Below are 24,538 nucleotides of genomic sequence, written 5' to 3' on the forward strand. Positions count from 1 at the left end.
TCACCGCAAACGTCCCTTGATCAGCTCGATCGCCTCCGACCGCGACGACGCCGAGCTGCGCAGCAGCCCGCGCACCGCCGACGTCGTGGTCCGCGAGCCCGGCTTGCGCACGCCGCGCATGGCCATGCACAGGTGCTCGGCCTCGACCACCACGATCACGCCGCGCGGTTCGAGCCGCCGCATCAGCGCGTCCGCCACCTGCGACGTCAGCCGCTCCTGCACCTGGGGCCGCTTGGCGTACAGGTCGACCAGGCGGGCCAGCTTCGACAGCCCGGTCACCCGGCCGTGCTCGTTCGGGATGTACCCGACGTGCGCGACGCCGTGGAACGGCAGCAGGTGGTGCTCGCAGAACGAGAACATCGGGATGTCGGTGACCAGCACCAGCTCCTCGTGGCTCTCGTCGAACGTCTTGGCCAGCACCGCGTCCGGGTCGGTGTGCAGGCCGGCGAACAGCTCCCGGTACGCCCGCGCCACCCGTGCCGGCGTGTCGCGCAGCCCTTCGCGCTCCGGGTCCTCACCGCACGCGAGCAGCAGCTCACGCACCGCCGCCTCGGCCCGCTTCTGGTCGAAGGGTGGGCGCGCGAGACCGGCCTCCCCGTTGACGGAGAGGCCGGTCTGGTCGATCGCGGTGCCGTGCTCGGTCACGTGCGGTTGTCCGGGTCCGTGTCGAAGGACCGCTTCCCCGCTTCCGCGTCCGTCGGCTCCGGCCGCCACTGCGGTGGCTGCGGTGCGCCGCCGGGCGCCGTCGCGGGCGTCCACCCGGGCGGCGCGCCGTAGTTCGGCGGGCCGGACGACGGGTGCTGCTGCTGCTGCGGGTAGGCCTGCGGCTGCGGGCTCTGGGGCAGCACGCCGTGGTGGCCGTTCGGCGGCGTGGGGACGGGGTCCTGGACCGGCGGTTCGTCGTCCAGGGTGTCCTCGATCGCCGGCGGCCACGGCTCGCCGCGCTCCTTGGCCAGTTCCGCCGGGGTCTTGACCGGCGGCTTGTCCGAGGGGGTGCGGTGTCCGAAGTCGTTGAACTTCGTGATCCGCGGGCGCTTCTCGACCGCGGCGAAGATCCGCTCCAGTTCCTTCTGGTGCAGGGTCTCCTTCTCGATCAGCTCCAGCGTGAGCGCGTCGAGCACGTCGCGGTAGGTGTTGAGCACCTCGTACGCCTCGGTGTGCGCGGCCTCGATCAGCTCGCGGACTTCCTCGTCGATCTCGTGCGCGACCTCGAGCGAGTAGTCGGCCTGCCGGCCGGCCGTGCGACCGAGGAACGGCTCGCCCTGCTCCTGGCCGTACTTGACCGCGCCGAGCCGGGCGGACATGCCGTACTCGGTGACCATCGCGCGGGCGATCTTGGTCGCCTGCTCGATGTCGTTGGACGCGCCCGTGGTCGGCTCGTGGAAGACCAGCTCCTCGGCGGACCGGCCGCCCAGCGCGAACACCAGCCGGGCGATCATCTCGGACCTGGTCATCAGGTCCTTGTCCTCCTCGGGCACGGAGAGGGTGTGACCACCCGTCCGGCCGCGGGCCAGGATCGTGACCTTGTAGACCGGGTCGATGTCCGGCATCGCCCACGCGGCCAGGGCGTGCCCGGCCTCGTGGTAGGCGGTGATCTTCTTCTCCTTCTCGGAGATGATCCGGCTCTTGCGGGCCGGACCGCCGATCACGCGGTCGACCGACTCCTCCAGCTCGATGCTGCTGATCACCGTGCCGTTCTTGCGCGCGGTGAGCAACGCGGCCTCGTTGATCACGTTGGCCAGGTCGGCGCCGGAGAAGCCGACGGTGCGCTTGGCCAGGCCGTCCAGGTCCGCCTCGGGGGCCAACGGCTTGCCCTTGGCGTGCACGCGCAGGATCTGCTTGCGGCCCTTCAGGTCCGGCGCGGACACCGGGATCTGCCGGTCGAACCGGCCGGGGCGCAGCAGCGCCGGGTCGAGGATGTCGGGCCGGTTCGTCGCCGCGATCAGGATGATCCCGCCGCGCGAGTCGAAGCCGTCCATCTCCACCAGCAGCTGGTTGAGCGTCTGCTCGCGCTCGTCGTGCCCGCCGCCGAGGCCGGCGCCGCGGTGGCGGCCGACCGCGTCGATCTCGTCGACGAAGATGATGCACGGCGCGTTCTGCTTCGCCTGCTCGAACAGGTCGCGGACGCGCGAGGCGCCGACGCCGACGAACATCTCGACGAAGTCCGAGCCGGAGATCGAGTAGAACGGCACGCCGGCCTCGCCGGCCACGGCACGCGCGAGCAGCGTCTTGCCGGTGCCGGGCGGGCCGTACAGCAGCACGCCCTTGGGGATCTTCGCGCCCAGGGCCTGGTAGCGACCGGGGTTCTGCAGGAAGTCCTTGATCTCGTAGAGCTCTTCGACGGCCTCTTCGGCGCCCGCGACGTCGTTGAACGTCGTCTTGGGCATGTCCTTGGACAGCTGCTTGGCCTTGGACTTGCCGAAGTTCAGGACGCGGTTGCCGCCGCCCTGCGAGTTGTTCATCATCCACATCAGCAGGAGCAGCAGCAGACCCAGCGGGATCATGTACAGCAGCATCTGCATCAGGAACGAGTCCTGCGTGACCTTGGTCTCCACGACGGGCTTGTTGCCCGCCTGGTCGAGGATGGTGAAGACCTCGTCCGTCGAGCTCGCCGGGAACTGGGCGCGCACGCGGTTGCTGCCCTCGACGGTCACCCCGTCGTTGAGGGTGAGCTTGAGGAGCTGCTCCTTGTCCTCGATCGTGGCTTCCTTGACCTGGCCGTCCCGGATCTGTTGCAGTGCCTGGGACGTCTTGATCGGGGTGTAGCCCCGGTTGTCGTCGAAGAGCACGTTGAAGGCGTAAAAGAGCAACAACACCGCCACGATCCACAGCAGCGGGTTGCGAAGCAGGCGCTTGCGGTCCATGCACTTACGGCCGGCGGGCGGCCTCGACCCTCCCTGACTTGTCGACGGGCGTAGACGGGCACACCCGTCCGACCAGACTACCGCCCATGGCTCGGGCGAAGCGCTCCGCGTGCGGGCCCTGTCGCGTCTTGCCGGACCAACGGGCGAGGGGCGTCCGGTGTTCCCGTGGTGACCGCGAACACGGATCCCAGGTCAACGAGGTTCAGCCGATCGACTGACTCGATCGTGAACCGGTGCGGGCTCGATCCCGTAACCACTCACGAGGGGTTATCCGGCACTAGCAGGTAGCGACAACTCGACGACCACTCGAGTGACGTAGAACACGAGAGTTTGTCATGTGAGTGAGCCGTGTCATCCTCGGCAACCAACCGAGTGTTCCTCGCCCACCCGAAAGGGTGAACACCGACCGAAGGTACGAAGCAATGTCAGCTCGCAACCCGGACCGCCCCGGCCGCCTCCGCCGCGTCATCCTGCCCGTCGGCGCGCTGCTCGGCGTCGTCGCCGCCGCGGGCGTCACCGTGGTGGCGCTGCGAGCCACCAGCGGACCCGAGTGCAAGGGCACCCTACCCCTCAAGATCGCGGTGACCCCGGCGATCGAGGAGGTCGTGCGCGGCGCGGCCGACGACTACCAGGCGACCCAGCCGATCGTGGACGGCAAGTGCGTGCAGGTGCAGGTCGAGGCCCGCGGCGCCGCCGACGTGGCCAACGAGCTGCCGACCGCCCAGATCAACCCGCCCGCGCTGTGGGTGCCGGACTCGTCCATGTGGGCGGCCGAGACCCAGCGGCAGGCCGGTGACGAGGGCGCGGAGGCGCCGCGGCTGGACATCCACGACCCGCTGGCGAGCTCGCCGCTGGTGATCGTGGGCTCGGAGCAGGCCATGACCCCGCTGGGCTGGCCGATCACGCCCGTGACGTGGGCGAAGGTCGTCGACCCGAAGGTGCCGGTGACGCTGAGCGACCCGACCACGTCCACCGAGGGCCTGGCCACGCTCGCGGTCATCCGGGCGCAGCTCGGCAACCCGGACGGCACGCCGAAGCCGGAGCTGATCGGCGCGCTGCTGCGGGTCGGCCGCAACGCGCTGCCGTCCGTGCGCGACGCGTTCGGCAAGGTCGTGCAGGGCGCGGAGGACGCGCCCGTGTTCACCGCTTCGGAGCAGTCCGTGCTGTCCGCCAACCGCACGGCCGGGTCGCGCCGGGTCGTCGCCTCCTACCCCAAGGAGGGCACGGTCTCGTTCGACTACCCCCTGGTGCGGGTGAGCCGGTTGAGCGAGCAGGCGGGCACCGCGCAGGCCGCGGAGGGCTTCGAGCAGGCGTTGCGCACCGGCCGGACCGCGCAGCGGTTCGCCGAGGCCGGTTTCCGCACGCCCGACGGCAAGGCGCCCGGCGGCTGGACGAACGAGGAGCACGGCGTGCGCGGCGACGACGTGGCCGTGCTGAAGACGCCGGACCCGGACCAGGTCTCCGAGCTGCTGCGCACGTGGGGCGCGGTCAGCCTGGACACCCGGCTGCTCGCGGTGCTGGACGTGTCCGGCTCGATGGCCGAGAAGATGAGCAACGGCCAGACCCGGGTCGAGGCGGCCCGGGAGGCGGCGCTGACCGCGTTGGGCATGCTGCCCGACACCTCGGAGATCGGCCTGTGGGCGTTCTCGACGAACAAGAAGCCGCCGAACGACTGGATCGAGCTGGTGCCGGTCGGTCCGCTCGGCGAGCCGATCGGCGGCGCGCCGCGGCGCGTGCAGCTGCAGAAGGGCGCGGGCAACCTGCCAGCCCTGGTCGGCGGCGGCACGGCGTTGCACGAGACGGCGCTGGCCGCGTTCCGGCACGTGCAGCAGACCTACGACCCGTCCAAGATCAACTCCGTCACGCTGATCACGGACGGCAGCAACGACGACATCTCCAGCATCGACCTGCCCGGCCTGCTGGCCACGTTGAAGCAGGAGTCCGACCCGTCGCGGCCGGTGCCGATGATCATGGTGGGGCTGGGCGCGGACGCGGACATGAACGCGCTGCGGCAGATCGCCGAGGCCACCGGCGGCAAGGCCTACCAGGCGATGGAGCCGGAGGACATCCGCGGCGTCCTGCTGGACGGCATCTCCCAGCGCCGCTGCCGACCGAACTGCTGAGTGAGGCGGGTGAACGGGGGCGGCCCTACCGGGCCACCCCCGCGAGGTCGCGTCGATCGACTTCCAGGCGACCGAGCCGCCGTCGGCGGAGCAGCGGCCAGCTACACCGAGTAGACCTTGGGGTCCAGGGCGCCGATGTAGGGCAGGTCGCGGTAGCGCTCGGCGTAGTCCAGGCCGTAGCCGACCACGAACTCGTTCGGGATCTCGAACCCGACGTACTTCACCGGCACCTCGACCTTGACCGCGTCCGGCTTGCGCAGCAGCGTGCAGACCTCCAGCGACCGCGGCTTGCGCGACGCCAGGTTCTTGAGCAGCCACGACAGCGTGAGGCCGGAGTCGATGATGTCCTCAACGATGATCACGTCGCGGTCCGCGATGTCCCGGTCGAGGTCCTTGAGGATGCGCACCACGCCGGAGGACGAGGTCGACGAGCCGTAGGAGCTCACCGCCATGAACTCCAGCTGCACCGGCACCGGCAACGCCCTGGCCAGGTCGGTCATGAACATCACCGCGCCCTTGAGCACGGTGATCAGCACCAGGTCGTTCCCGCCGTCGGCCGGGTAGTCAGCCGCGACCTTGTTGGCCAGCTCGGTGACCTTGTCGCTGATCTCCTGCTCGCTGATGAGCACGGAACTGATGTCGCCGTCGTACACGGACGGTTCCCCTTTTGTCATGACTGCACTGGTTCCACTCGCAGCCTGCCATGCGCGCGCCGCGCCACAAAGCCGCCGGGCAGCCACACGCCGCCCTGCCCGCGCCACTCGCTCACCAGCGCGTCCACCCGGCGCAGGTGCGAGTCGGACAACTCGGGCACGTTCTCCTCCAGCAGCCAGCGGCGCAGGACGCGGCGGCGCAGGGCGGTCGGCAGGCGACCGACGTCGTCCACCGAGCGGTGGTCTCCGTCGAACGCCTCGGCCAGCTCGTCCAGCGCGTCGTTGTCCTCGCGCAGGTGGGCGGCGGTGCGGGCGAGGGCGTCGGCGACTCCGCCCTGGAGCACGTCCTCCAGCAGCGGGAGGACCTCGCGGCGCAGGCGGACCCTGGTGTAGCGCGGGTCCTCGTTGTGCGGGTCGCGCCACGGGGTGAGGCCGAGTTCGTCACATGCGGCCTCCGTCACGGCCCGGGAGACCCGCAGCAGCGGACGGCCCCACGGCGGGTCGTGCGCGCGCATGCCGGCGATGCTGCGCGGCCCGGAGCCGCGGCCCAGGCCCAGCAGGACGGTCTCGGCCTGGTCGTCCCTGGTGTGGCCGAGCAGGACCAGGCCGCGCTCCGGTCTCAGCGCGGCGTACCTGGCCTTGCGCGCGGCGGCCTCAGGTCCACCCGATCCGGTGACCTCGACCCGGCGCACCTCGGCGGCCAGGCCCAGCTCGCGGCACGTACCCGCGGCACGTTCGGCGACCTGCGCCGAGTCGGCTTGCAGGCCGTGGTCCACGACGACGGCACGCGCCTCGGTCAGCCCGGCCGTGACGGCGGCCAGGGCGAGCGAGTCCGCACCGCCGCTGACGGCCACCGCGACCCGGTCGGGCCGGTGTTCGGCGAGGAAGCGCTTGACGGCCGTGCGCACCTCGGCGAGCGGTCCGTTCACGGTTGGACGCGACGCAGCCAACCGGCCGGGTCGGCGATCTCCGCGCGCGTCGGCAGGGTGTCGGCGCTGGTCCAGACGGTGTTGAAGCGGTCCATGCCGACCGCGTCGACGACGTGCCCGGTGAACGCCGCGCCCTCCGCGTACTGGCGGACCTTCGCCTCGACGCCGAGGAGCGTGCGCAGCACGCGGTCCAGCACGCCACCGCCCTGACGACGGGCGGTGAAGCGTTCGCGGATCGTGCGGACCGACGGCACGACGTCCGGGCCGACGGCGTCCATCACGTGGTCGGCGTGGCCTTCCAGCAACGTCGACAGGGCGATGAGCCGGTCGAGCACCTCGCGCTGGCCGGGGCTCTGCAGCAGCTCCACCAGGCCTCCCGACTCGCGCAGCCGCTTCGGCAGGTCGCGCAGGCGTGGCGCGGAGCCCTCCTCCATGCTGCCGAGCAGGGTGGCGACCAGGCCCGCGAAGTGCTCGGCGAGCCACGGCACGGCGGTGAACTGCAGGCGGTGGGTGCCCTCGTGCAGGCAGACCCACATGCTGAAGTCCTCGCCGGAGACGTCGAGGGCCCGTTGGGCGCCGACGATGTTGGGCGCGACCAGCAGCAGCCTGCCGCCTTCGGAGAACGGGTCGTACTGGCCGAGCACCCGGCCGCTGAGGAACGCGATGACGACGCCCGCCTGGACGCCCGCCGTGCCCGCGAGGACGCCGCTGAGCGCGCCGGACTGCTTGGGCAGCGCGCCGTCGGTGAGGGCGGCGAGGCCCTGCACGGCGGCGCGGATCCAGCCCGGCCGGTCGACCACCTCGCCCTGCTGGAGCGGCATGCCGTGGCCGAGACCGGTGAGCTCGCGAACGTGCACCTCGGCGTCCACGGCGAGTTCGCGCAGGCGGTGCACGGCGATGTCGGCCTCGGCTCTGGGCACGATCGGGCCGGGTCGGACGAGCCTGGTCGCCGTGGTGACGGCCAGGGCCCAATCGACCGGGGCACTGCGGTCCTGCGTCGCCGGGTTCACCCTTCTGACGCTACCTGCGAGGACCGCTCGGCCGACACTCCCGCCGTCCACGTCCTGAGCGTGGAACTCGGGGTACCTGAACGTTCGACGCGCGGTACCTGAGCGTTCGACACGCGCGCGTGTCCTACGTTCGCGTCGCGCGTGTCGAACGTTCAGAGCGCGCGTGTCGAACGCTCGGGTACGCCGAGTTCCACGCTCGGGACGGTCAGCAGCCGCAGGTCCGGAGGGCGGCGGCCATCTCGTCCAGCCCGCCGCGCACCAAGCTGTTGTTCTGCTCGGGGCTCAACGACATGAACGCGAACACCAGCAGCCGGCCGTCCGCGTCCACCACCACGCCGGCGAGCGTGTTCACCGAGGTCAGCGTGCCTGTCTTGGCCCGCACCCAGCCCCGGCCGCCCGCGCCCCACTGCTCGTACCGGGTCGCCAGCGTGCCGCTGCCGCCCGCCACCGGCAGGGCCGTCAGCAACGGCCGCAGCTTGGCCGTCCTGGCGTCGGACGCGTCCGGCTTCGCCGCCGCCACGAGCACGTCCGCCAGCAGCTTCGCGGGCACCTTGTCGTTCGGCGACAGCCCGCTGCCGTCCACGATCGTGGACGTCGACAGGTCGAACCCGCTCTCGGTCAGCACGTCCCGCACCGCCTGCGTCGCGCCCGCGAACGACGGCTCCAGCCCACGCGCCTTCGCCACCTCCCGCGCCATCGTCTCGGCCAGCACGTTGTCCGAGATCTGCATCAGGTTCTCGACCAGCTGGTCCACCGGCGCGGACTTCACCTCGCCGAGCACCTCCGCGCCCGGCGACGCCACGCCCGCCGCCACCGCCGCCACGCCCAACCGCTGAGCCAACGCCTGCGCCGCCGCCGCCGCGGGGGTGGCCGTGCGCGGCGTGTCGTACTTCGTCGGGTCGCCACGCCCGCCGTCCAGCATCACCGGCTCGATCGGCGCGACGTACCCGTTCGGCACGTCGCTGGGGTCCCAGCCCGGCGCGGTGCCCGGGCCCGCGTACCGCGACACGTCGTACTGCACCTGCGTCACCTGGCCACCCGACGCGCGCACCTGCGCCGCCAGGTCGTCGATCGTGGCCGCGCCGGGGTACACCGTCAGCTCGCCGGCGGGCCGGGACGACAGCGTCGGGTCGCCGCCGCCGACCAGCACGACCGAGCCCGGCTGGGCGCCACGCACGACCTTCGTCGAGAACTGGGCCCCGTGGTCCAGCGCGAGCAGCGCCGCCGCCGCGGTCAGCACCTTGATCGTGGACGCCGGGGTCTGCGGCGTGGTCTCGCCCTGGTTCCACAGCGCCGTGCCCGCCACCGGGTCCACCACCACGCCCGACAACGGCGCCAGCAGCCCGTTCGCGGCCGGACCGGCCAGCACCGCGCGCACGCCCGCCGCCGTGGCCGGCTTGCCGTCCGCGCCGACGCCCTTCATCGACAACGACACCTGCGCGGGCGGCAGCGGCGCGGCGGTCGTCGGCACGGGCGTGGCGTCGAACCACCCCTGCCGGGTCCCGACGAGCGCCGTGCCGGCGAGCGCGAGCACCACCAGCGCCACCACGCCCAACACGAACGGGCGTTTCCGCCGCCGCGTCGGAGCTGGTGGCTCTTCACGTTCCGTGATCGGTTCAGGGACCGGTTCAGGTTCCGACTTGATCTCGGTCGGCGGCGCGGGCGGGTGCGGCGCGACGGGCTTCGGCGGCACCCTCACGGGCTTGGCGGGCACCGGCGCCGGAATGCGCATCGTGGGCGGGTCAGGCCTCCTGACCTGCACCGTCGGCGGCTCGTGATCGACTTCGTCACCGTCAAAGGTCGGCCACGATGGCTCGTCGGGCACGCAGTCCTCCGCGGTCGAGTACGGGCAACGTCACACCCTCGGCAAGGGGTTGACGAGACGACGTAGTCCACACTAGTGGCGTAACGAACGGCGAAGACGAGCGAGGACCGCGCAGTGGAGTTCGACGTCACCATCGAGATCCCCAAGGGGGTCCGCAACAAGTACGAGATGGACCACAAGACGGGGCGCATCCGGCTGGACCGGACCCTGTTCACGGCCACTCAGTACCCGGCGGACTACGGGTTCGTCGACAACACACTGGGCGAGGACGGCGACCCGCTCGACGCGCTCGTGCTGGTCCAGGAGCCGACGTTCCCCGGCTGCCTGATCCGCTCGCGCGCGATCGGCATGTTCCGGATGACCGACGAGAAGGGCGGCGACGACAAGCTGCTCTGCGTCCCGGCGGAGGACCCGCGCTCCGAGCACCTGCGCGACATCCACCACCTGAACGAGTTCTACCGGCTGGAGATCCAGCACTTCTTCGAGGTCTACAAGGACCTCGAGCCGGGCAAGAGCGTCGAGGGCGCGACCTGGGTCGGCCGCACCGAGGCCGAGGCCGAGATCGTCCGCTCGTACCAGCGCCTGAAGGACGCCGTGGCGCGCGGCGAAGACCACTGAGCTGACACGCGAGAGGCCCGCCCCCGTTCACCGGGGACGGGCCTCTTCCGCTTTCCGGGGCGTCAGTGCGCCGCGATCGGCGCGGGCTTCTCGCCCGCCGCGTCCTGCACCCGCTCCAGGCCGGACCGGGTGGACAGCGGCACCTCGCGCAGGAACCAGATCACCGCGAACCCGATCGCCGTCACCAGGCCGCCGACCAGGAACACCAGGTCGATTGACGAGGAGAAGCCGTCCAGGAACGGCCTCGCCAGCACCGGGTCGAGCTTGGTCAGGAACTCGGTGTTGTCCAGGTCGAACGCCGGGCCGCCGCCCTGCAGGCCGGCGGCGAACTCGCGGTTCTCCGGCCGGGCCAGCGCCGCCTGGAAGTCTGGCGTGGCCGCCGCCGCGCGCAACCCGTTGCCGATCTTGTCGCCGACCGTGCTGAAGAGGATCGACAGGAACACCGCGGTGCCGACCGTGCCGCCGATCTGGCGGAAGAACGTGGCCGACGAGGTCGCCACGCCCATGTCGCGCGGCTCGGCGTCGTTCTGGATGGCCACCAGCAGGGTCTGCATGCACAGGCCGAGCCCGGCGCCCAGGAAGAACATCAGCGCCAGCGCCTGGTAGATCGACGTGTCCGTGCCGACCGTGCTGAAGACGAACAGCGCGGCGGTGATCAGCCCGAACCCGATGATCGGGAACACCTTGTAGCGGCCGGTCTTGGCGGTGATGTTGCCGCTCGTGCCCGCCGCCGCCATGATGCCGAACGTCAGCGGCAGCATCATCAGGCCGGACTCGGTGGCCGAGTAGCCCTTCACGATCTGCAGGTACAGCGGCAGCGAGACCATGCCGCCGAACATCCCGACGCCGAGCAGGAAGTTGATGACGTTGCCCAGCGCGAACGTCTGCCGCTTGAACAGCCGCAGCGGGAGCAGCGCCTCGTCGCCCATCCGCCGCTCGGTGACCACGAACCCGACCAGGCCGAGCACGCCGATGACGTACATGGCGATCGAGGTGCCCGACGCCCAGCCCCACCCGCGGCCCTGCTCGGCCACGATCAGCAGCGGCACCAGGCCGGTGGTCAGCAGGCCCGCGCCGACGAAGTCGATCCGGTGGTTCACCCGCTGGTGCGGGATGTTGAGCACCTTCGCCACCACGACGAGCGCGACCAGCGCGATCGGCACGTTGATCAGGAACACCCAGCGCCAGCCGGCCGTGCCGAGGAACGACTCCATGCCCGCGAACAGGCCGCCGACCACGGGGCCCGCGACGCTGGAGATGCCGAACACCGCCATGAAGTAGCCCGTGTAACGGCTGCGCTCACGCGGGGAGGTGATGTCCGCCAGGATCGCCATGGCCAGCGACATCAGACCGCCGGCCCCGAGGCCCTGCACCGCGCGGAACGCGGCCAGCTCGTACATCGAGTTCGCGATGCCGGACAGCAGCGAGCCCGCGAGGAACAGGGTGATCGCGGTCAGGTACATCGGCTTGCGGCCGTAGATGTCGGACAGCTTGCCGTACAGCGGCGTGGAGACCGTCGCGGTGATCAGGTACGCGGTCGTCGCCCAGGCTTGGAGCGTCTGGCCGTGCAGCTCGTCCGCGATGGTCTTCATGGCGGTGGCCACGATCATCTGGTCGAGCGCGGCCAGGAACAGCCCGAGCAGCAGGCCCGACAGGATCGTCAGGATCTGCCGGTGGGTGAGCAGGGCGGCGCCGGGTGGCGGCGCGTCCGCTCGGGTTGTCGTCTCCGACATCACTTCTCCCCTTCTGAGCGCGGCCCCAGTCCGCTCTCAGCGATGAAATCCGGTAGCGCCTTCTCGTAGTCCCCCACGAAGCGCTCGAAGTACTCGATGAACTGCGTCCACTCCTGCGGGGACCAGTCCGTGAACAGGCGGGCCAGCGCGACGTTGCGCTGCGCGCGACGTTCGGCGAGCAGCCGTGCGCCCGCCTCGGTCACCGCCAGCACGCTCGCCCGGCCGTCCTCCGGGTCGGCCCGGCGTTCCACCAGGCCGTCCTTGACCAGCGTCGCCACCTGGCGGCTGACGGTGGACGGGTCGGAGAACACCGCCTCGGCCAGCGCGCCGGCCCGTGACGGGCCCAGTTGGTTGAGGTTGGCCAGCAGCACGAAGGAGGCCTTGTCCAGGCCCGCCTTGCTCATGTGCGCGGCGACGCAGGCGTGCATCTTGTTCATCCGCACCAAGGCCATGCCGAGCCGGTCGGCCATGGCGAGCTCGTCGGCCCGCACCTCGTCACCCACCGGGGTCGTCATCGCACACTCCGTTTGCTTGCATCAACCAACTAGTTGCTGACTACAAGCATGCGCTCGAACGGGTGATGAGGCAACCGAATTGCCGGTGACTCGGGTCTCATGGTTACCGGCCGGTAGCATCAGTCGCCATGAGCGCTGACTACTCGTTCGTCGCCGACGCGATGAAGCAGGCCGTGCCGTGGGTCAGGACCGCGGGCGTGGAGTTCACCGAGGTCGCGGGCGATCGGGTGGTCGCCGAGCTGCCCGACCGCGAGGAACTGCGCAACCACGTCGGCGGACCGCACGCGGCGATGATGTTCGGCGTCGCGGAGACCGCGTCGGGCGCGGTGGTGATGGCCGCGTTCGCGCCGCACCTGGGCAAGGCCACCCCGCTGGTGGCGCGGTCCGAGATCGTCTACAAGAAGCTGGCGCTGGGCGACCTCCGCGCCGAGGCGGTGCTGGGACGGCCCGCGGCGGAGGTCGTGGCCGAGCTGGAGGCGGGCACGCGGCCGGAGTTCCCCGTCGCCGTGACGATCACCGACGCGAACGGCGTGACGACCGGCGAGATGACCGTCGTGTGGACGCTGCGCCCGAACCGCTGACTCAGCGTGACCGGCCGGGCGTGCCATGTGATGTAGGTAACACCCAGTCGTCGCACGGACGATGAGGCGGACATGGCAGGTAGACCCGCAGGCCCGGCGGATTCGGGCCCCTTAGCTTCCTGGCGCAGGCTCCCCCGCGAGCGCCGCTTCCTCATCACCGTCGGTGTGGTGGTGCTGCTCCTGTTCATCGTCGGCCTCGCGAATCTGGGGTCCGGGAACAGCACCCCACGTGGACTCAGCGCGACGGGGACCACGACCACCGCCACGTCGACGACGACCACCACGACCACGACCACGCCTCCTCCCGTGAGGGTCGCGGAAGTCGTCGACGGGCGCACGATCACCGTGTCCGGCGGCGGACGGGTCCAGCTGGCCGGGCTCGCGCAGCCCGGCGAGTGCTGGGCCGCGCTCGCGGCGGACTTCCTGAAGACCACGCTGGCGGGCAAGGACCTGCGGGTCGTCGGCGCGACCGTGCTGCTGCCCGACGGCGTCGACCTGGCCGGGCACGTGGTGGGCCAGGGCATGGCCCGCGCCGAGCAGACCGCGTCCGCCGCCCTCGCCTCGGCCCAGGACGCGGCGAAGGCCGCCGGTCTCGGCCTGTGGGGCGCGCCGTGCGCCGGCGCCGACACCGTCGCACCGCCACCACCTCCCCCGCCCGCGCCGAAGCCGACGTACGACCCGCCTCCGCCGCAACCCGTGCAGCCGGCCCCGCCGGCCGACGCCTACTACGCCAACTGCGACGCCGTCCGGGCCGCCGGCAAGGCGCCGCTCTACGCCGGCCAGCCCGGCTACCGGGCGGCCCTGGACCGCAACAAGGACGGCGTGGCCTGCGAGTAGGTTCCACCGACGTGAAGGTGGACCGGCTGGAGATCGAGTACGACCCCCGGACCGTGCCGGCCGCGGCACGTGCGGCGGCGGACGAGGGCTGCGACGGGTTCTGGCTGGCGGAGACCAGGCACGACCCGTTCCTGGCGCTGGGCCGCGTGGCCGGGCAGGTGGAGGGGGTCGAGCTCGGCACCGCGATCGCGGTCGCGTTCGCGCGCAACCCGATGAGCACCGCGGTGCAGGCCAACGACCTGCAACTGCTGTCGGGCGGCCGGTTCCACCTCGGCCTCGGCTCGCAGGTGGAACCGCACGTCACCAAGCGGTTCGGCATGCCGTGGTCACGGCCGGCCGCACGCATGCGCGAGTTCGTGCTGGCGTTGCGCGCCATCTGGCGCAGCTGGGACACCGGCGAGCGGCTGAAGTTCCGCGGCGAGTTCTACACGCACACGCTGATGACGCCGTTCTTCGACCCGGGCCCCAACCCGCACGGTCCGCCGAAGGTGTGGCTGGCGGGCGTGGGCGAGCTGATGACCGAGGTCGCGGGCGAGGTGGCGGACGGGTTCCTGTGCCACTCCTTCACCACCGAGCGGTACCTGCGGGAGGTGACGCTGCCCTCGTTGGCGCGCGGCCGGGCCAAGGCCGGCAAACCCCTGGCGGGGCTGGAGATCAGCGGGCCGTCGATGGTGGCGTGCGACGAGGTGGGCGTGGCGGAGGTCAGGCGGCAGATCGCGTTCTACGGCTCGACGCCCGCCTACCGCCGGGTGTTGGAGCTGCACGGCTGGGGCGACCTGCACGAGGAGCTGCACCACCTGTCCCGGCGGGGGCGGTGGGACGACATGGCCGCCGCCGTCACCGACGAGGTCCTGGCCGCCTTCGCCGTCGTGGGCACGCCCGCCGCGGCGAAGGCCGAGCTGACCCGCCGCTACGGCGACGTGATCACCAGGATCGCGGCGCCGGTCGTCAGGACCGGATGAGGTGCCGACCGCTCGGCTCGTCCCGCATCACCCAGTGCCGGAACAACTCGGCCCGGACCCGCGCCACGGCCCGCCTCCGCACCCAGCGCCGACGCCCGACGCGTGCCGCGAGCACGGCCAGCGGCAGGGCCAGCACCGTCAGCACGACCATCGTGACCATCGCCATCACCTCCACGGTGGCAACGACACGGTGACCCACAGCTGACGCCAATGGTGAAAAGGTCACCCCGATGGAGCAGCGCCGGACACCCGGCCGTAGCCGGCACGGGAGCGGACGGGTGCACCGGACACGACGAAGGCCCCGGACGGACGCCCGGGGCCTTCATATCTCGCGAGCCGCCTATCGGAATCGAACCGATGACCTGCTCATTACGAGTTCTCCAGTGATCGTGTCGAGCGCTGACAGGTAGTACCGCCCCGGTCTGATCCGTGCAGGTCAGACCGGGGCGGCTGCCGTTTCGGAACGATCCCTGTCGCTCGGTGATCATGCGTCCGGGCACACCTCGGGCACACGCCGAGCACACTCGTTGACGCCTAGAAGCGCAGGTCAGAGATGGTGTTGAGGTCGATGCCGTAGAGGGCGTAAACCTTGATCGTGTTCTCCCCGGTCAGCTCCTCCTCGGCGTAGCCGAGCAGCGCCGCGACCCGAACGACCTCGTCCTTCGATCCGGCCTCGATCTCGACGTAGGGCGGGATGCGCGGCCACGTGTCGATCTCGACCTGCGCGCCGTCGAGCAGGAAGCTCGTGCGCTTGGTCTCCTGGTACGACTTCGCGGTGAAACCGAGCGCGCCGAGCAGCGCGTTGGTCTCGGCGAAGTCGCTCACGGTCACTTCGGTCTCGTGGGTGCCGTCGATGGCGTCGCTGGTGATCTGCTTGACCGTCAGCGTCACCTCGTCCCCGGTGTCGCGCAGCCTGATCCACTTCGACTGGTCGCCGGGCGTGACGTCGTAGACGTAGCGGCGCATGAACCGCTCGCCGAGCTTCTGCCCGCCCTTGTCGAGGATGAGCCGTTCCATCTCGGCGGGGTCGACGTCGAGGATCTTCGCTTCGTGCTCGATCGGCACTCGCGGCCGTCCTTCCTGGTTGATCGGTGCTGGTCCGACGCTATGCCGCGTGGCGGCGGGTGAGTCGGTCGTACTCGACCTCACGCAGAGCCAGCACTTCTGCCGGCACCGGCCCGGTGAGGAAGTCGTCAAGGGGCATGGTCAGGTCCATCCGTTGGATGCAGACACCGACCTGGTACCGGCCGTTGCGGTCGTAGTAGAGCCGCACGCCGTAGAAGCCCTCTTGGCAGTCGGTGTCGTTGTTGAACCGGCATCCGGCGCACGTCTCGGGCAGCCGGACGCGGCGGATCTGCTTGAAGTACACCCGACGTCCGTCCGGGAGTCGGTAGGCGGTGCGCGCCCCGGAGACGCCTGCGGTGATGTAGTGCGCTTCGGCGACCGCCCCGCGTTCGGCCAGGATGCGCTCGATCGCCTCGACGGAGGCAGGGCCGTGGTCCAGCGAGTTGAGCAGTCGGACCGACAGGTGCGGGGAGTATTCATCGAGCAGGCGGTGCACGCGCGGCGCGTGGCTGTAGTCGAGTACCACGATGTTGGCGCTGGCCTTGACCCCATGCGCCTCACAGACGGCGATCGAGCGTTTCAGTGCGTCGATCTTGCGCTGCGTGCGTTCGGGGTCGCGGTAGCGGGCGTGCTGGGTCTGGGCGAGTTCGGCGGCCGTGGTGCCGAAGATCGAGAAGTTCACTCGGTCCAATCCAGCGTCAGCGCAGGCGGGCAACACCTCCGCGCCGTTCTCGCCGTTGGACGTCATCCCGACCCGCAAACCCGCCTCGGTGGCGATCTTGGTCAGCCGCGCGATGGCGGGATGCTTGGAAGGTTCACCGCCGGTCAGGTGGACCTCGGTCAGGTGCAGCGCCTCGCATAACGCGATCAGCGCGCGCCCGAACTGCTCGTTCGCGGGCATCGGGGCAGGAAGGAAGGTCGCGTCGTTGGTGGCGGCGTAGATCGACATGCGCCCGCTCGGACCGGCAATCGTGAAGTCGCCAACGGGACGACGGCGGTTGTCCACTGCAACGGGTGTGCCCTCGTTGTGGCAGAACGTGCACGTCAGACCGCAGGCGTCGATCACCTTCGCGCGAGCGGTCTTGTCTTGCTCGATGTGAACGGGCAGATCCGTGGGGATCATGGGGAGTTGTTAGCCCTTCTGGTGGGTGGTGTCCGAGGACGCGGAGGGAGGGCTGTCCGGGTCGGGACGGGCTGCCCTCCCACCGCGCCGGGTGCCTCGGCGGCCGGACGGCCGGGAGCGGGAGAGGTTCCGCCCGGTGCTGCCGAAGCGGTCAGGTGGTCTTGTCGCGGAACGGGCGTCATGGGCGCGGGCTCGGCGGCGGCCCTCGATCTCGCCATAGCCGATGACCAGCACGACCAACGCCAACGTCACGGCGATCAGTTGCCAGCCGCAGACGCACATCTGGTCACGCGAGGTGCGCCGCGGGGCGGTCGCTGAGGTCCGGTCGAGTCATGGCACCCACAGCACGGGGGCCGACGCGACCACCAGGCGGGGCGCGTGCCGCTGAGTCGGCGCGGGCAGGCTCAACAGGCCCTCGACCACCTCGGACAGCGAGCCTGTGCGCTCCCACACGATGCCGGGCGGCTCGTCGCCGTCCGCGCGCAGCGCCATCGCGTCGGTGCTGCTGCGCACGCGGATGGCGTCGTGCCACCCGTCCGGCCACAGCCGGAACCCGTCCACCTCGGTGGGGATGCCGTCAACGACCCGTTGGTGCACGAACTGCCATCCCGCGTCACGGATGGCGACCAGTCCCGCCAAGGCGGGGAACGCACGTACCGCCGCCTCGTCGCTCATACCGCACTGCTCCGCGCGCTGGTGGGGATGCCGGTCCGGATGCCGAGGTGAGGCAGCGGGTTGGCGTTGACGCGGTGCACCACGCGGTGCCCGGTGAACGCTCGCCGGCCGTGCAGCCATCGGTGGTTGTCGAGGATGTAGCCCTGTCCGGCGCTCAGGTCCAGCTCGTGCATGTGCCGGGCGATCGCCGCTCGCAGCGTCGGCAGCCACCGGCTCACCTCGGGCGAGAAGTGCACGAGGTCGTCTTGGCGCAGCCTGATGGTGACCCGTCCGCCGTCGTACTCGGTGAAGATCGCGCCGAGGTGGCCGGACGCACCGCCGAACAGCACTGACCGGGGCGTGCACAGCGCCGCCAGCGCGTCAGGTGCGGTGTCTGCGAGCGTGTCGTACACCGCCTGGCCGTCGATCAGCACGCACTGACCGCCGCTCGTCGCGGGCTGCGAACAACCCAAGACCAGCAAGGCGGGCGGGTTGGCGACACCGGAGCGATCCGTGTGCGGCGGGAGCGCGCACGAGCTGAACCCGGCGAACGCGCCGTTCTGGTCGGAACCAAGGTCTACCAGCGTCGTGACGCCGTCCGACGCGCTGTCCCGATGCGGGACGACCGTGGCGACGGAGCGAGCGAGACGGAGCAGGTCCGCCGAGTCGGCGAGCCCTTCCACCAACACCAGGCCGTGACGGCTCAGAGCGCCCACCACTGCCGACTCGTCGTCGGCCGTGATCCAACCGCCATCAACGGGGTTGTCCATCGTCTCTACCTCCCGAAACGCTTGTTCCGCAAGATCATGGGAGCGCGATCCGGTCCGGCACGTCCAGTGACAAGCTGTCAACACAGCGTCGCCTGGTGGCCGATGATCAGGTGCTACGTTGCGGTGAGCAGATCGCGCACGCCTTCCGGAGGTCAACGCCGATGAGCCAGCCCGTCTACCCCGTCTCGATCAAGGGCGTGGTGGTGCGTGACGACAGGGTGTTGCTGCTGAAGAACGAACGCGACGAGTGGGAGCTGCCCGGCGGCCGGATCGAACCCGGCGAGACGCCCGAGGAGTGCGTGGCGCGCGAGATCGCCGAGGAAACGCAGTGGCAGGTGACCACCGGCCCGATCCTCGACACGTGGATGTACTACATCAACGTGGCGGAGAAGAACGTGTTCATCGTGACCTACGGCTGCTACCCGGACGGTGACGCTGAACCCGTGCTCTCCCACGAGCACAAGGAGATCGGGCTGTTCACCGCGTCCGAGGTACGCGAGCTGAACATGCCGGACGGGTACAAGCGTTCGATCGGGAGTTGGTTCGCGCGGCTGCGCGAGACCGACCGGGAACTGATCCGGTAGCCGCTCATGACGGGCGGACGCTGCGAGTCGTGCGGAGCCGAGTTGAGCAGGCTCGCGGTCGAGCCCGTCTGTCCGACGTGCCACGCGAGCGCACGTCACGCGCCGCCGATCATGCCGGTTCGTCCGCTGACACCAGCGGTGTGGTTGTGGTCGGCTCCCGAGGCGGCAGCGGCGCTGAGGACTCGTGACCTGGCGACGATCCTGCGCGTCTACCGCCGGGTGAACGGCCTCAGCCAGGAACGGCTCGCCGCGCTGCTCGGCTACGACAAGACCTACGTGTCGATGATCGAGACCGGTCGGCGCACCATCAGCGACGTCACCACCCGACGCCACATCGCCCGCGCGCTCGGCCTGCCGATGCACGTGCTCGGCGTGACGGACAACGACGATGCCGACTTCGCCGCGATGATCCAGTTCGGTGACTCGACCATCCGACTCGCCGAGATCGCCCGCCAGTCCGGGCGCGCGGTCGACGCGGTCAACGAGCTGTGGCCACTCGTCGCCAGGTTGGAGGCACGCGCCGCCGAGGGCCGCGCCGAGCGCGACACGATGATCCTGCTCGGGCAGGGCCGGGCGGCCCTGGGCGTCTCGCTGGGCACCGTCCTGCCCGAGGAACGCCTGGCCGCTGCGGCGCGCTGGACCGGCAAGGCCCTCGTCATCGCCGAGCGGCTGGGCGATCCCGTGTTCCTCGCGCACGCGCTCCGGATGCACGGCAACGAGCTGCGCAAGGCCGACCACGTCGGCGCGGCGATCGCGCGTCTGAGTCGAGCTGTGGCCGTGTCAGGTGATCGGGAAGGCCAGGGCGCGGCGTTCGCACTGCTCGCGCGTGCGGCAGGCCAACAGGGCAACGCGGGCCTCTTCGACCAGGCGATCACCGGTTACCGCGACCTGCTCGACGCGGAAGCGGGGCGGGGGATGCTGTTCAACCGGTTCACGTTCCGGGAGATCGAGCTACGCGGCCTGATCTCGACGGGCCGCGCCGCCGAGGCCGTGCGCGCGTTGCAGACCGACGTCAGCGGCCCACCTGTCGCGCCGCAGTGGCACATCATCGAGCGGGTGACCGCCGGGCAAGTGCTGCTCGCTGCCCGGCATCGAGACGGCGCTACGGAGGCGTTCCGAGCGGCGATGACCGCTGCCGAGGTCCACCGGTTGCCGCACCAGGTGCAACGGACGATCCGAGCAGCCGACGACGCTGGTCTTGCCGAGATCAGTGCGGACGGTCGCGCAGCTCTCCAACGGTTGACCGATCAGCTCGCGCCGTCGTCGGCACAGCGGTAGCTCCAGGTCACCCGAGTTTCGGGCACGGTGCGAGTCGCAATGACATACCTCTTCCATCGACGCTCTTGCCTCAGCGTGCCGCCGCTGTCAACCCAACGAGGGCGCATCCGGCGACAGGCCATCGAACGGCACACGAAAACCGAGGACCAGTCGCAATCCTTAACGTTGTGATTGCGCCGGTTCGCACCCGAGCAGCGCCCCATGGCGGCCATGTTCTATGCGACCCGTGGGCGTGCCGACATGGGACTAGCACTAGACCGATCAGGTGGTTTCAGGAACGCTCGTACAGAATGTGCCGCCCACCGGGCCATCATGAACGCGTGGCCACAGCAATAATCGCCGGCACAGTAGCACTCATCGTGGCACTTATTGCCGCATTTGCGACCGTGCACACAAAAAGACTCGAACTTGTCGGACAAAGCGAACAGCGCCGCGCCGAAGCACTGAAACGCGGTTATGACACGACCTCGGCGCATTCGATCTTGCGTGGCACTATCGCTGCCATCTCAAACTATCCAATATGTCCCAACCTCCACCGTTCGACTGGGAAAAAGAGTGGCCATCACTGCTCACAAAGATCAAAACGACGCTGTCCACAGGGATCGACCGACTTCGCGAGCACTCACTGCACTACGACCACCTCGCCCCAGCCCTGAAGTGGCTATTCCGGACCACTTTCGACGGCGTCAACCTGAAGCATCTTGAGGCGATGCCAGACGACTACGAAGAGGCACGGCTAATGCTAGTAAGGTTCGCCCGAATTGACGCAAGGATTGACAAGCCCGTGAGGAGAAGGTTCTGGAAGAGGGTCGCCAAAGACAACAAGCCAAAGGAGTTCCGAGAACTGGCATCAGACGAGACCTTCAGACGAATATATGCAATGATTCAGGCAAACCCTGATGCGACCGTCATTTATCAATCGGACCCAAGCAAGCCAGAGTCGAATCCAATCTTAGAGTACATTCAGAGATTCGAAAAAGTACCGCCCCTGCTAGCGGCGAGCCTTCAAATTACTGCCGGCAGGATTGAGAACTGGATCATTACCGACGTGATCGACTATGACACCCCATGCACAAGGATGAGTATTCCATGCTTCAGAGAGTTGACCGAGAGACTGTCTAGGGAGAAGTCGGACAGTTAGTCCGACCGAAACATGCACGGCTTGTCCACAGACAATAGGTGAAGGCACCGGAGAACTCGATCAGGATGGCCTTCTCGGTATCGCCTTGGTCTCGACGGACCGCAAAGGCACTCCCATCACCAGCGGGTGAAACAAGGAGGAGCGCACGGCGTGGGCTGGGAACGACGCCCCGCATCCCCGAGTTTCGTACACAGCGCGAGCTGCTATGACGTACCGGTCGGGAGGAAGGCAGTCGGGAGGTCATCCCCCACCCCTGGTCGGGGCTGCTCGCGTGCGCGCGGGGAGGCTGCCGACCGGTCGTGACCGTGCCGGTTCAGATTACCATTCGGCTCATTCGGATCAGCACCCGTGACGTGATCCGAACGGGCCGAATGGTGATCCGGATGACGGGTCACAAGTCGAGCGACCAGACCGATCCCTGTCCGAAGCCCTGCCGGGTGGTGGCGTTACCGGCGCGCTTGCGGGCACGCTTCAACGTCGCCTCGGCGATGCCGTCCGCGCGTGCGGCCTTGATGATCTCGGCTGCCTTGCCGCTGCCGCTGTGCTGGATCAGGTAGTCGCGCAGCCACCCGGCAGCCTCGTCACGCTCGGAGCGCGCCTCGGGATCAGCACCCGTCTCGGCGAGGATGTCGCGCACGTTGCGCTCTGTCTCACCCATCATGACCAACCGACCGACCTCGGCGGGACCGTCGTCAGTCGGAATCACGGCGGACTCGATGCGGTAGCCCAGTGACGGCAGGTCCAACCGCCCGAGGTTGTTCTTGGCCTGGCTGATCACGCACGCGCCGTCGTCGCTCTCCTCGTCGCGGGCGACCGCCAACACGGCGCGTGCCACAGCGGAGAACGCCCGACTGCCGGTGATCAGGTTCAGCGGGTCCGGGCTCGCCGACTTGTTGAAGTGGGCCAGCCCGACCACCGCACACCCGGTTCGGTCGGCCATGCGCGCCAGCGGTTCGAGGGCCTGGCGCAGCTCCCGGTCCCGATGGGTGTCGATCCCCGCACCGATGGCGGACAGCAGCGGGTCGAGGATCAGCAGGCCGACGCCACGCGCCGTGATCTCCTCGCCCAGCGCCTCGCAGTCCCGAGGCAACGTCAGCCCCGTGACGATGCCGTCCACGTCCACCTCGGCCCGGTAGACCGCGTCGAGGTCGGCACCGGCAGCGGCCAGCCTGGGCGCCACAGTGTGCGCCCAAGAGTCCTCGGTTGCGGCGTAGATGACCGGTCGCGGCTCGCCGTGCAGAGCACCCGGCAACGTTCCGTTGGTGACCTGCGCTGCCAGCCAGCAGGCGAACTGGCTCTTGCCGATGCCCTCGCGACCGGGCACCAGCGACAGGGAGCCCGCGGGGACCCTGTCCTGCCAGATCTAGCGCACCGCACGCATCCGGATACCGGAAGCCGGAAGCCGGAAGCCGGAAGCCGGGGTAAGCCTGATGTGCCTACCCGGTGGCGTCTCGATGTTCGGCGGGTCGGTGCCGTAGGCCAGCGTCACGCGGCATCACCGAGGCCCCACCGCGCCATGTGACGCGCGTGCTCGACCTCTGCAAGGGCGTAGCGCTCATGGGCGCTGCGCACGTACCGCTCGACCTCGGCGATTGCGCCGCTGTCCCGACCGACCACCTCGACGCCCGCCGCACCCCATGTGAGCTGTGCGGCATGTTCCAACGTCGCCAGGTCGAGCCGACCTCGACAAGGTGCGCGCGCTCCTGGCAATCCCGGACAAGGACGACGACGAGGGCCGCGACGCCATCGCCGCACTGCTCGTCCAGGTGGCCGCTGACAGCAAGCAGCCGATCCCTGACCACGAGGAGATGACCCGCCGTCTGCGAACCGGTCAGAGCCTCGTCAGCCGGATGACGGTCGGCGAGTGGCTGGACCAGTGGCTACCGGGCAAGCGCATCCGCAAGACCAGCCGCAGGCACTACGAATCGGCGATCAGGGTGCACCTGAAGCCGCTCATCGGGCACGTCCCGCTGAACCGGCTCCGGGTGAGCCACCTGAACGAGATGTTCGCCAAGATCGCGGAGAACAACGACGAGATCATCTCGGCGAACGCCGCACGTCGGGCAGTGGATGACGCTCGCAAGCAGGCCACCAGGCGAGCGGAACAGCGCGCACTCCGCGCGCAGCTCCGGGAGATGCCGCCGTTCCGCCGAACGACCGGACCGGCCGCACAGCACCGGCTGCGCGCAACGCTGCGAGCAGCCCTGAACGATGCCATCGCGCAGCAGATCATCACGTTCAACCCTGCCGCCCACGTCGAGCTTGACACCGCCAAGCGTCCCCAGGCGCTGGTGTGGACGGCTGACCGCGTCGAGCAGTGGCGGCGGACCGGGGAGAAGCCGTCACCGGTCATGGTCTGGACTCCGGAGCAGACCGGCGACTTCCTCGACCTGGTCCACGAGGACCGGCTGTACGCGCTCTACCACCTGATCACCTTCCGAGGGCTGCGCCGAGGCGAGGCGTGCGGCCTCCGGTGGGCTGACGTCGATCTGAACGCGAAGACGGCGACGGTGGCGACTCAGCTCGTGCTCGACGGCTGGGAGGTCGAGGAGGGCGACCCGAAGACGTCGAGCGGCGCTCGCGTGATCGCCTTGGACGGCTAGACGGTCAAGGTGCTGCGTGCCCACAAGGCACAACAGGCCGCCGAGAAGCTGAAGTGGGGCGAAGCGTGGATCGACACCGGCCGCGTGTTCACCGAGGCTGACGGCACCCTGCTGCACCCCGGCAAGGTGTCCGAGGCGTTCGAGAAGATCGTGCGGACCTCGGACCTGCCTCCGGTCCGGCTGCACGACCTCCGGCACGGTGCGGCCACGCTCGCGCTCGCTGGTGGCGCTGACCTGAAGACCGTGCAGGAGATGCTTGGCCACTCGTCCATCACGATCACGTCGGACATTTACACCAGCGTGTTGCCCGAGGTCGCACACCGGGCGGCAGAGGCAGCGGCCCAACTCGTCCCGCGCAGGTCCACCGGGACCGATGGGCACACTTCGGGCACACACGACGCCCGAGACGGTGCAGCCCTACAGCTCGTCACCAACCTGGGGAATGAAAAAGGACCAGGTCAGACGCGCTGACCTGGTCCCTATCTCGCGAGCCGCCTATCGGAATCGAACCGATGACCTGCTCATTACGAGTGAGCCGCTCTGGCCGACTGAGCTAAGGCGGCGAGACGCGACAACTATAGCCGACCCCTCCGGCGTCACCGAACAGGGGGATGGTCGTTAGAGCGACAAGTGACGGTGCTCACGCGAGCGTCGCCGATGACCGCCGCTG

The 24,538-nt window shown here is 69.7% G+C and carries 24 protein-coding genes and 1 tRNA gene; 10 read left to right on the forward strand and 15 right to left on the reverse strand.

Annotated features, from left to right (window positions below; genetic code table 11):
• Together folE and ftsH are read right to left on the reverse strand one after the other, a co-directional pair.
• Nucleotides 1–624, reverse strand: coding sequence for a GTP cyclohydrolase I FolE (gene folE / locus AB0H12_RS10540; RefSeq protein WP_499622532.1), 624 nt, complete (start codon nucleotides 622–624; stop codon nucleotides 1–3).
• 17 nt (nucleotides 625–641) lie between these two features.
• Nucleotides 642–2,864 carry an ATP-dependent zinc metalloprotease FtsH gene (ftsH, locus tag AB0H12_RS10545; RefSeq protein WP_499622366.1) on the reverse strand — a complete coding sequence of 741 codons (2,223 nt, stop codon included), beginning with the start codon at nucleotides 2,862–2,864 and terminating at the stop codon, nucleotides 642–644.
• Nucleotides 2,865–3,286: 422 nt separating this feature from the next.
• Between ftsH and AB0H12_RS10550 the strand changes: the two genes are divergently transcribed.
• Complete coding sequence (locus AB0H12_RS10550; RefSeq protein WP_499622368.1) at nucleotides 3,287–4,987, forward strand: substrate-binding and VWA domain-containing protein; 1,701 nt, start codon at nucleotides 3,287–3,289, stop codon at nucleotides 4,985–4,987.
• Nucleotides 4,988–5,088: 101 nt separating this feature from the next.
• Here the strand turns inward: AB0H12_RS10550 and hpt are convergent, their stop codons facing one another.
• The 4 genes from hpt to dacB form a co-directional block, all read right to left on the reverse strand.
• Nucleotides 5,089–5,640, reverse strand: a complete 552-nt coding sequence (gene hpt, locus AB0H12_RS10555; RefSeq protein WP_499622533.1) for a hypoxanthine phosphoribosyltransferase — start codon at nucleotides 5,638–5,640, stop codon at nucleotides 5,089–5,091.
• 17 nt (nucleotides 5,641–5,657) lie between these two features.
• Nucleotides 5,658–6,569, reverse strand: coding sequence for a tRNA lysidine(34) synthetase TilS (gene tilS, locus AB0H12_RS10560; protein WP_499622369.1), 912 nt, complete (start codon nucleotides 6,567–6,569; stop codon nucleotides 5,658–5,660).
• Nucleotides 6,566–7,579 carry a zinc-dependent metalloprotease gene (locus tag AB0H12_RS10565; protein ID WP_499622371.1) on the reverse strand — a complete coding sequence of 338 codons (1,014 nt, stop codon included), beginning with the start codon at nucleotides 7,577–7,579 and terminating at the stop codon, nucleotides 6,566–6,568. Before AB0H12_RS10565 ends, tilS begins: the two co-directional genes overlap by 4 nt.
• Nucleotides 7,580–7,784: 205 nt before the next feature.
• Nucleotides 7,785–9,137 carry a D-alanyl-D-alanine carboxypeptidase/D-alanyl-D-alanine endopeptidase gene (gene dacB, locus AB0H12_RS10570; protein WP_499622372.1) on the reverse strand — a complete coding sequence of 451 codons (1,353 nt, stop codon included), beginning with the start codon at nucleotides 9,135–9,137 and terminating at the stop codon, nucleotides 7,785–7,787.
• 381 nt (nucleotides 9,138–9,518) lie between these two features.
• On the opposite strand from dacB, the gene AB0H12_RS10575 reads away from it, so the two are divergent.
• Nucleotides 9,519–10,022, forward strand: coding sequence for an inorganic diphosphatase (locus tag AB0H12_RS10575; protein ID WP_123744506.1), 504 nt, complete (start codon nucleotides 9,519–9,521; stop codon nucleotides 10,020–10,022).
• A gap of 62 nt (nucleotides 10,023–10,084) precedes the next feature.
• On the opposite strand, the gene AB0H12_RS10580 is transcribed toward AB0H12_RS10575, so the two are convergent.
• Entirely contained in the window at nucleotides 10,085–11,755 is a 1,671-nt protein-coding gene (locus tag AB0H12_RS10580; RefSeq protein WP_499622374.1) for an MDR family MFS transporter, read from the reverse strand.
• Complete coding sequence (locus AB0H12_RS10585; protein WP_499622375.1) at nucleotides 11,755–12,270, reverse strand: MarR family winged helix-turn-helix transcriptional regulator; 516 nt, start codon at nucleotides 12,268–12,270, stop codon at nucleotides 11,755–11,757. The genes AB0H12_RS10580 and AB0H12_RS10585 overlap by 1 nt, the downstream gene beginning before the upstream one ends.
• A 128-nt stretch (nucleotides 12,271–12,398) precedes the next feature.
• Here AB0H12_RS10585 and AB0H12_RS10590 point away from each other — a divergent pair, with 128 nt between their 5' ends.
• The 3 genes from AB0H12_RS10590 (at nucleotide 12,399) to AB0H12_RS10600 (ending at nucleotide 14,650) form a co-directional block, all read left to right on the forward strand.
• Nucleotides 12,399–12,851, forward strand: coding sequence for a DUF4442 domain-containing protein (locus AB0H12_RS10590; RefSeq protein ID WP_499622377.1), 453 nt, complete (start codon nucleotides 12,399–12,401; stop codon nucleotides 12,849–12,851).
• Nucleotides 12,852–12,923: 72 nt separating this feature from the next.
• The gene (locus AB0H12_RS10595) at nucleotides 12,924–13,688 is read left to right on the forward strand and encodes a thermonuclease family protein (protein WP_499622379.1); all 765 of its coding nucleotides are present in this window, start codon (nucleotides 12,924–12,926) and stop codon (nucleotides 13,686–13,688) included.
• 11 nt (nucleotides 13,689–13,699) lie between these two features.
• The gene (locus tag AB0H12_RS10600) at nucleotides 13,700–14,650 is read left to right on the forward strand and encodes a TIGR03617 family F420-dependent LLM class oxidoreductase (protein WP_499622381.1); all 951 of its coding nucleotides are present in this window, start codon (nucleotides 13,700–13,702) and stop codon (nucleotides 14,648–14,650) included.
• On the opposite strand, the gene AB0H12_RS10605 is transcribed toward AB0H12_RS10600, so the two are convergent.
• From AB0H12_RS10605 to AB0H12_RS10625, 5 genes are all read right to left on the reverse strand, one after another.
• Nucleotides 14,637–14,816 carry a hypothetical protein gene (locus tag AB0H12_RS10605; protein ID WP_157620012.1) on the reverse strand — a complete coding sequence of 60 codons (180 nt, stop codon included), beginning with the start codon at nucleotides 14,814–14,816 and terminating at the stop codon, nucleotides 14,637–14,639. The two genes, AB0H12_RS10600 and AB0H12_RS10605, sit on opposite strands and share 14 nt — an antisense overlap.
• 368 nt (nucleotides 14,817–15,184) lie before the next feature.
• The gene (locus AB0H12_RS10610; protein WP_499622382.1) at nucleotides 15,185–15,715 is read right to left on the reverse strand and encodes a class IV adenylate cyclase; all 531 of its coding nucleotides are present in this window, start codon (nucleotides 15,713–15,715) and stop codon (nucleotides 15,185–15,187) included.
• Between the two features lie 40 nt (nucleotides 15,716–15,755).
• Nucleotides 15,756–16,838: a radical SAM protein gene (locus tag AB0H12_RS10615; RefSeq protein WP_499622383.1), complete on the reverse strand. Its 1,083-nt coding sequence runs from the start codon at nucleotides 16,836–16,838 to the stop codon at nucleotides 15,756–15,758.
• A 330-nt stretch (nucleotides 16,839–17,168) separates the two neighbouring features.
• On the reverse strand, nucleotides 17,169–17,513 hold the full coding sequence (locus AB0H12_RS10620) for a hypothetical protein (RefSeq protein WP_499622385.1): 345 nt from the start codon (nucleotides 17,511–17,513) through the stop codon (nucleotides 17,169–17,171).
• Nucleotides 17,510–18,262 carry a TauD/TfdA family dioxygenase gene (locus AB0H12_RS10625; protein WP_499622386.1) on the reverse strand — a complete coding sequence of 251 codons (753 nt, stop codon included), beginning with the start codon at nucleotides 18,260–18,262 and terminating at the stop codon, nucleotides 17,510–17,512. Before AB0H12_RS10625 ends, AB0H12_RS10620 begins: the two co-directional genes overlap by 4 nt.
• Before the next feature lie 161 nt (nucleotides 18,263–18,423).
• On the opposite strand from AB0H12_RS10625, the gene AB0H12_RS10630 reads away from it, so the two are divergent.
• The 3 genes from AB0H12_RS10630 (at nucleotide 18,424) to AB0H12_RS10640 (ending at nucleotide 21,265) form a co-directional block, all read left to right on the forward strand.
• Nucleotides 18,424–18,846 carry an NUDIX hydrolase gene (locus tag AB0H12_RS10630; protein WP_499622387.1) on the forward strand — a complete coding sequence of 141 codons (423 nt, stop codon included), beginning with the start codon at nucleotides 18,424–18,426 and terminating at the stop codon, nucleotides 18,844–18,846.
• Nucleotides 18,847–18,888: 42 nt separating this feature from the next.
• Entirely contained in the window at nucleotides 18,889–20,124 is a 1,236-nt protein-coding gene (locus AB0H12_RS10635) for a helix-turn-helix domain-containing protein (protein ID WP_499622389.1), read from the forward strand.
• A gap of 520 nt (nucleotides 20,125–20,644) precedes the next feature.
• Nucleotides 20,645–21,265 (forward strand): hypothetical protein, encoded by a 621-nt coding sequence (locus AB0H12_RS10640; protein WP_499622390.1) that lies wholly within the window; start codon nucleotides 20,645–20,647, stop codon nucleotides 21,263–21,265.
• Between the two features lie 391 nt (nucleotides 21,266–21,656).
• Here AB0H12_RS10640 and AB0H12_RS10645 read toward each other — a convergent pair whose 3' ends face one another.
• Entirely contained in the window at nucleotides 21,657–22,628 is a 972-nt protein-coding gene (locus AB0H12_RS10645) for an AAA family ATPase (protein ID WP_499622535.1), read from the reverse strand.
• Nucleotides 22,629–22,956: 328 nt separating this feature from the next.
• Between AB0H12_RS10645 and AB0H12_RS10650 the strand changes: the two genes are divergently transcribed.
• Together AB0H12_RS10650 and AB0H12_RS10655 are read left to right on the forward strand one after the other, a co-directional pair.
• Nucleotides 22,957–23,868, forward strand: coding sequence for a site-specific integrase (locus tag AB0H12_RS10650; RefSeq protein ID WP_499622392.1), 912 nt, complete (start codon nucleotides 22,957–22,959; stop codon nucleotides 23,866–23,868).
• A gap of 9 nt (nucleotides 23,869–23,877) precedes the next feature.
• Nucleotides 23,878–24,339: a tyrosine-type recombinase/integrase gene (locus tag AB0H12_RS10655; RefSeq protein ID WP_499622393.1), complete on the forward strand. Its 462-nt coding sequence runs from the start codon at nucleotides 23,878–23,880 to the stop codon at nucleotides 24,337–24,339.
• 18 nt (nucleotides 24,340–24,357) lie between these two features.
• Here the strand turns inward: AB0H12_RS10655 and AB0H12_RS10660 are convergent.
• Nucleotides 24,358–24,431: transfer RNA gene (locus AB0H12_RS10660), tRNA-Thr, on the reverse strand.
• Nucleotides 24,432–24,538: the final 107 nt, after the last annotated feature.

It is taken from the genome of Actinosynnema sp. NPDC023794 (genome assembly GCF_040639675.1).
Taxonomy (GTDB): domain Bacteria; phylum Actinomycetota; class Actinomycetes; order Mycobacteriales; family Pseudonocardiaceae; genus Actinosynnema; species Actinosynnema luteola.

Bases quoted from the DNA above. Each gene is read 5' to 3' on its own strand.
- AB0H12_RS10620 (WP_499622385.1), bottom strand. From the start codon at position 17,513: ATGAGCGACGAGGCGGCGGTACGTGCGTTCCCCGCCTTGGCGGGACTG.
- AB0H12_RS10580 (WP_499622374.1), bottom strand. From the start codon at position 11,755: ATGTCGGAGACGACAACCCGAGCGGACGCGCCGCCACCCGGCGCCGCC.
- AB0H12_RS10640 (WP_499622390.1), top strand. From the start codon at position 20,645: ATGTCCCAACCTCCACCGTTCGACTGGGAAAAAGAGTGGCCATCACTG.
- AB0H12_RS10625 (WP_499622386.1), bottom strand. From the start codon at position 18,262: ATGGACAACCCCGTTGATGGCGGTTGGATCACGGCCGACGACGAGTCG.
- AB0H12_RS10615 (WP_499622383.1), bottom strand. From the start codon at position 16,838: ATGATCCCCACGGATCTGCCCGTTCACATCGAGCAAGACAAGACCGCT.
- AB0H12_RS10630 (WP_499622387.1), top strand. From the start codon at position 18,424: ATGAGCCAGCCCGTCTACCCCGTCTCGATCAAGGGCGTGGTGGTGCGT.
- AB0H12_RS10590 (WP_499622377.1), top strand. From the start codon at position 12,399: ATGAGCGCTGACTACTCGTTCGTCGCCGACGCGATGAAGCAGGCCGTG.
- ftsH (WP_499622366.1), bottom strand. From the start codon at position 2,864: ATGGACCGCAAGCGCCTGCTTCGCAACCCGCTGCTGTGGATCGTGGCG.
- AB0H12_RS10605 (WP_157620012.1), bottom strand. From the start codon at position 14,816: ATGGCGATGGTCACGATGGTCGTGCTGACGGTGCTGGCCCTGCCGCTG.
- AB0H12_RS10595 (WP_499622379.1), top strand. From the start codon at position 12,924: ATGGCAGGTAGACCCGCAGGCCCGGCGGATTCGGGCCCCTTAGCTTCC.
- AB0H12_RS10550 (WP_499622368.1), top strand. From the start codon at position 3,287: ATGTCAGCTCGCAACCCGGACCGCCCCGGCCGCCTCCGCCGCGTCATC.
- AB0H12_RS10585 (WP_499622375.1), bottom strand. From the start codon at position 12,270: ATGACGACCCCGGTGGGTGACGAGGTGCGGGCCGACGAGCTCGCCATG.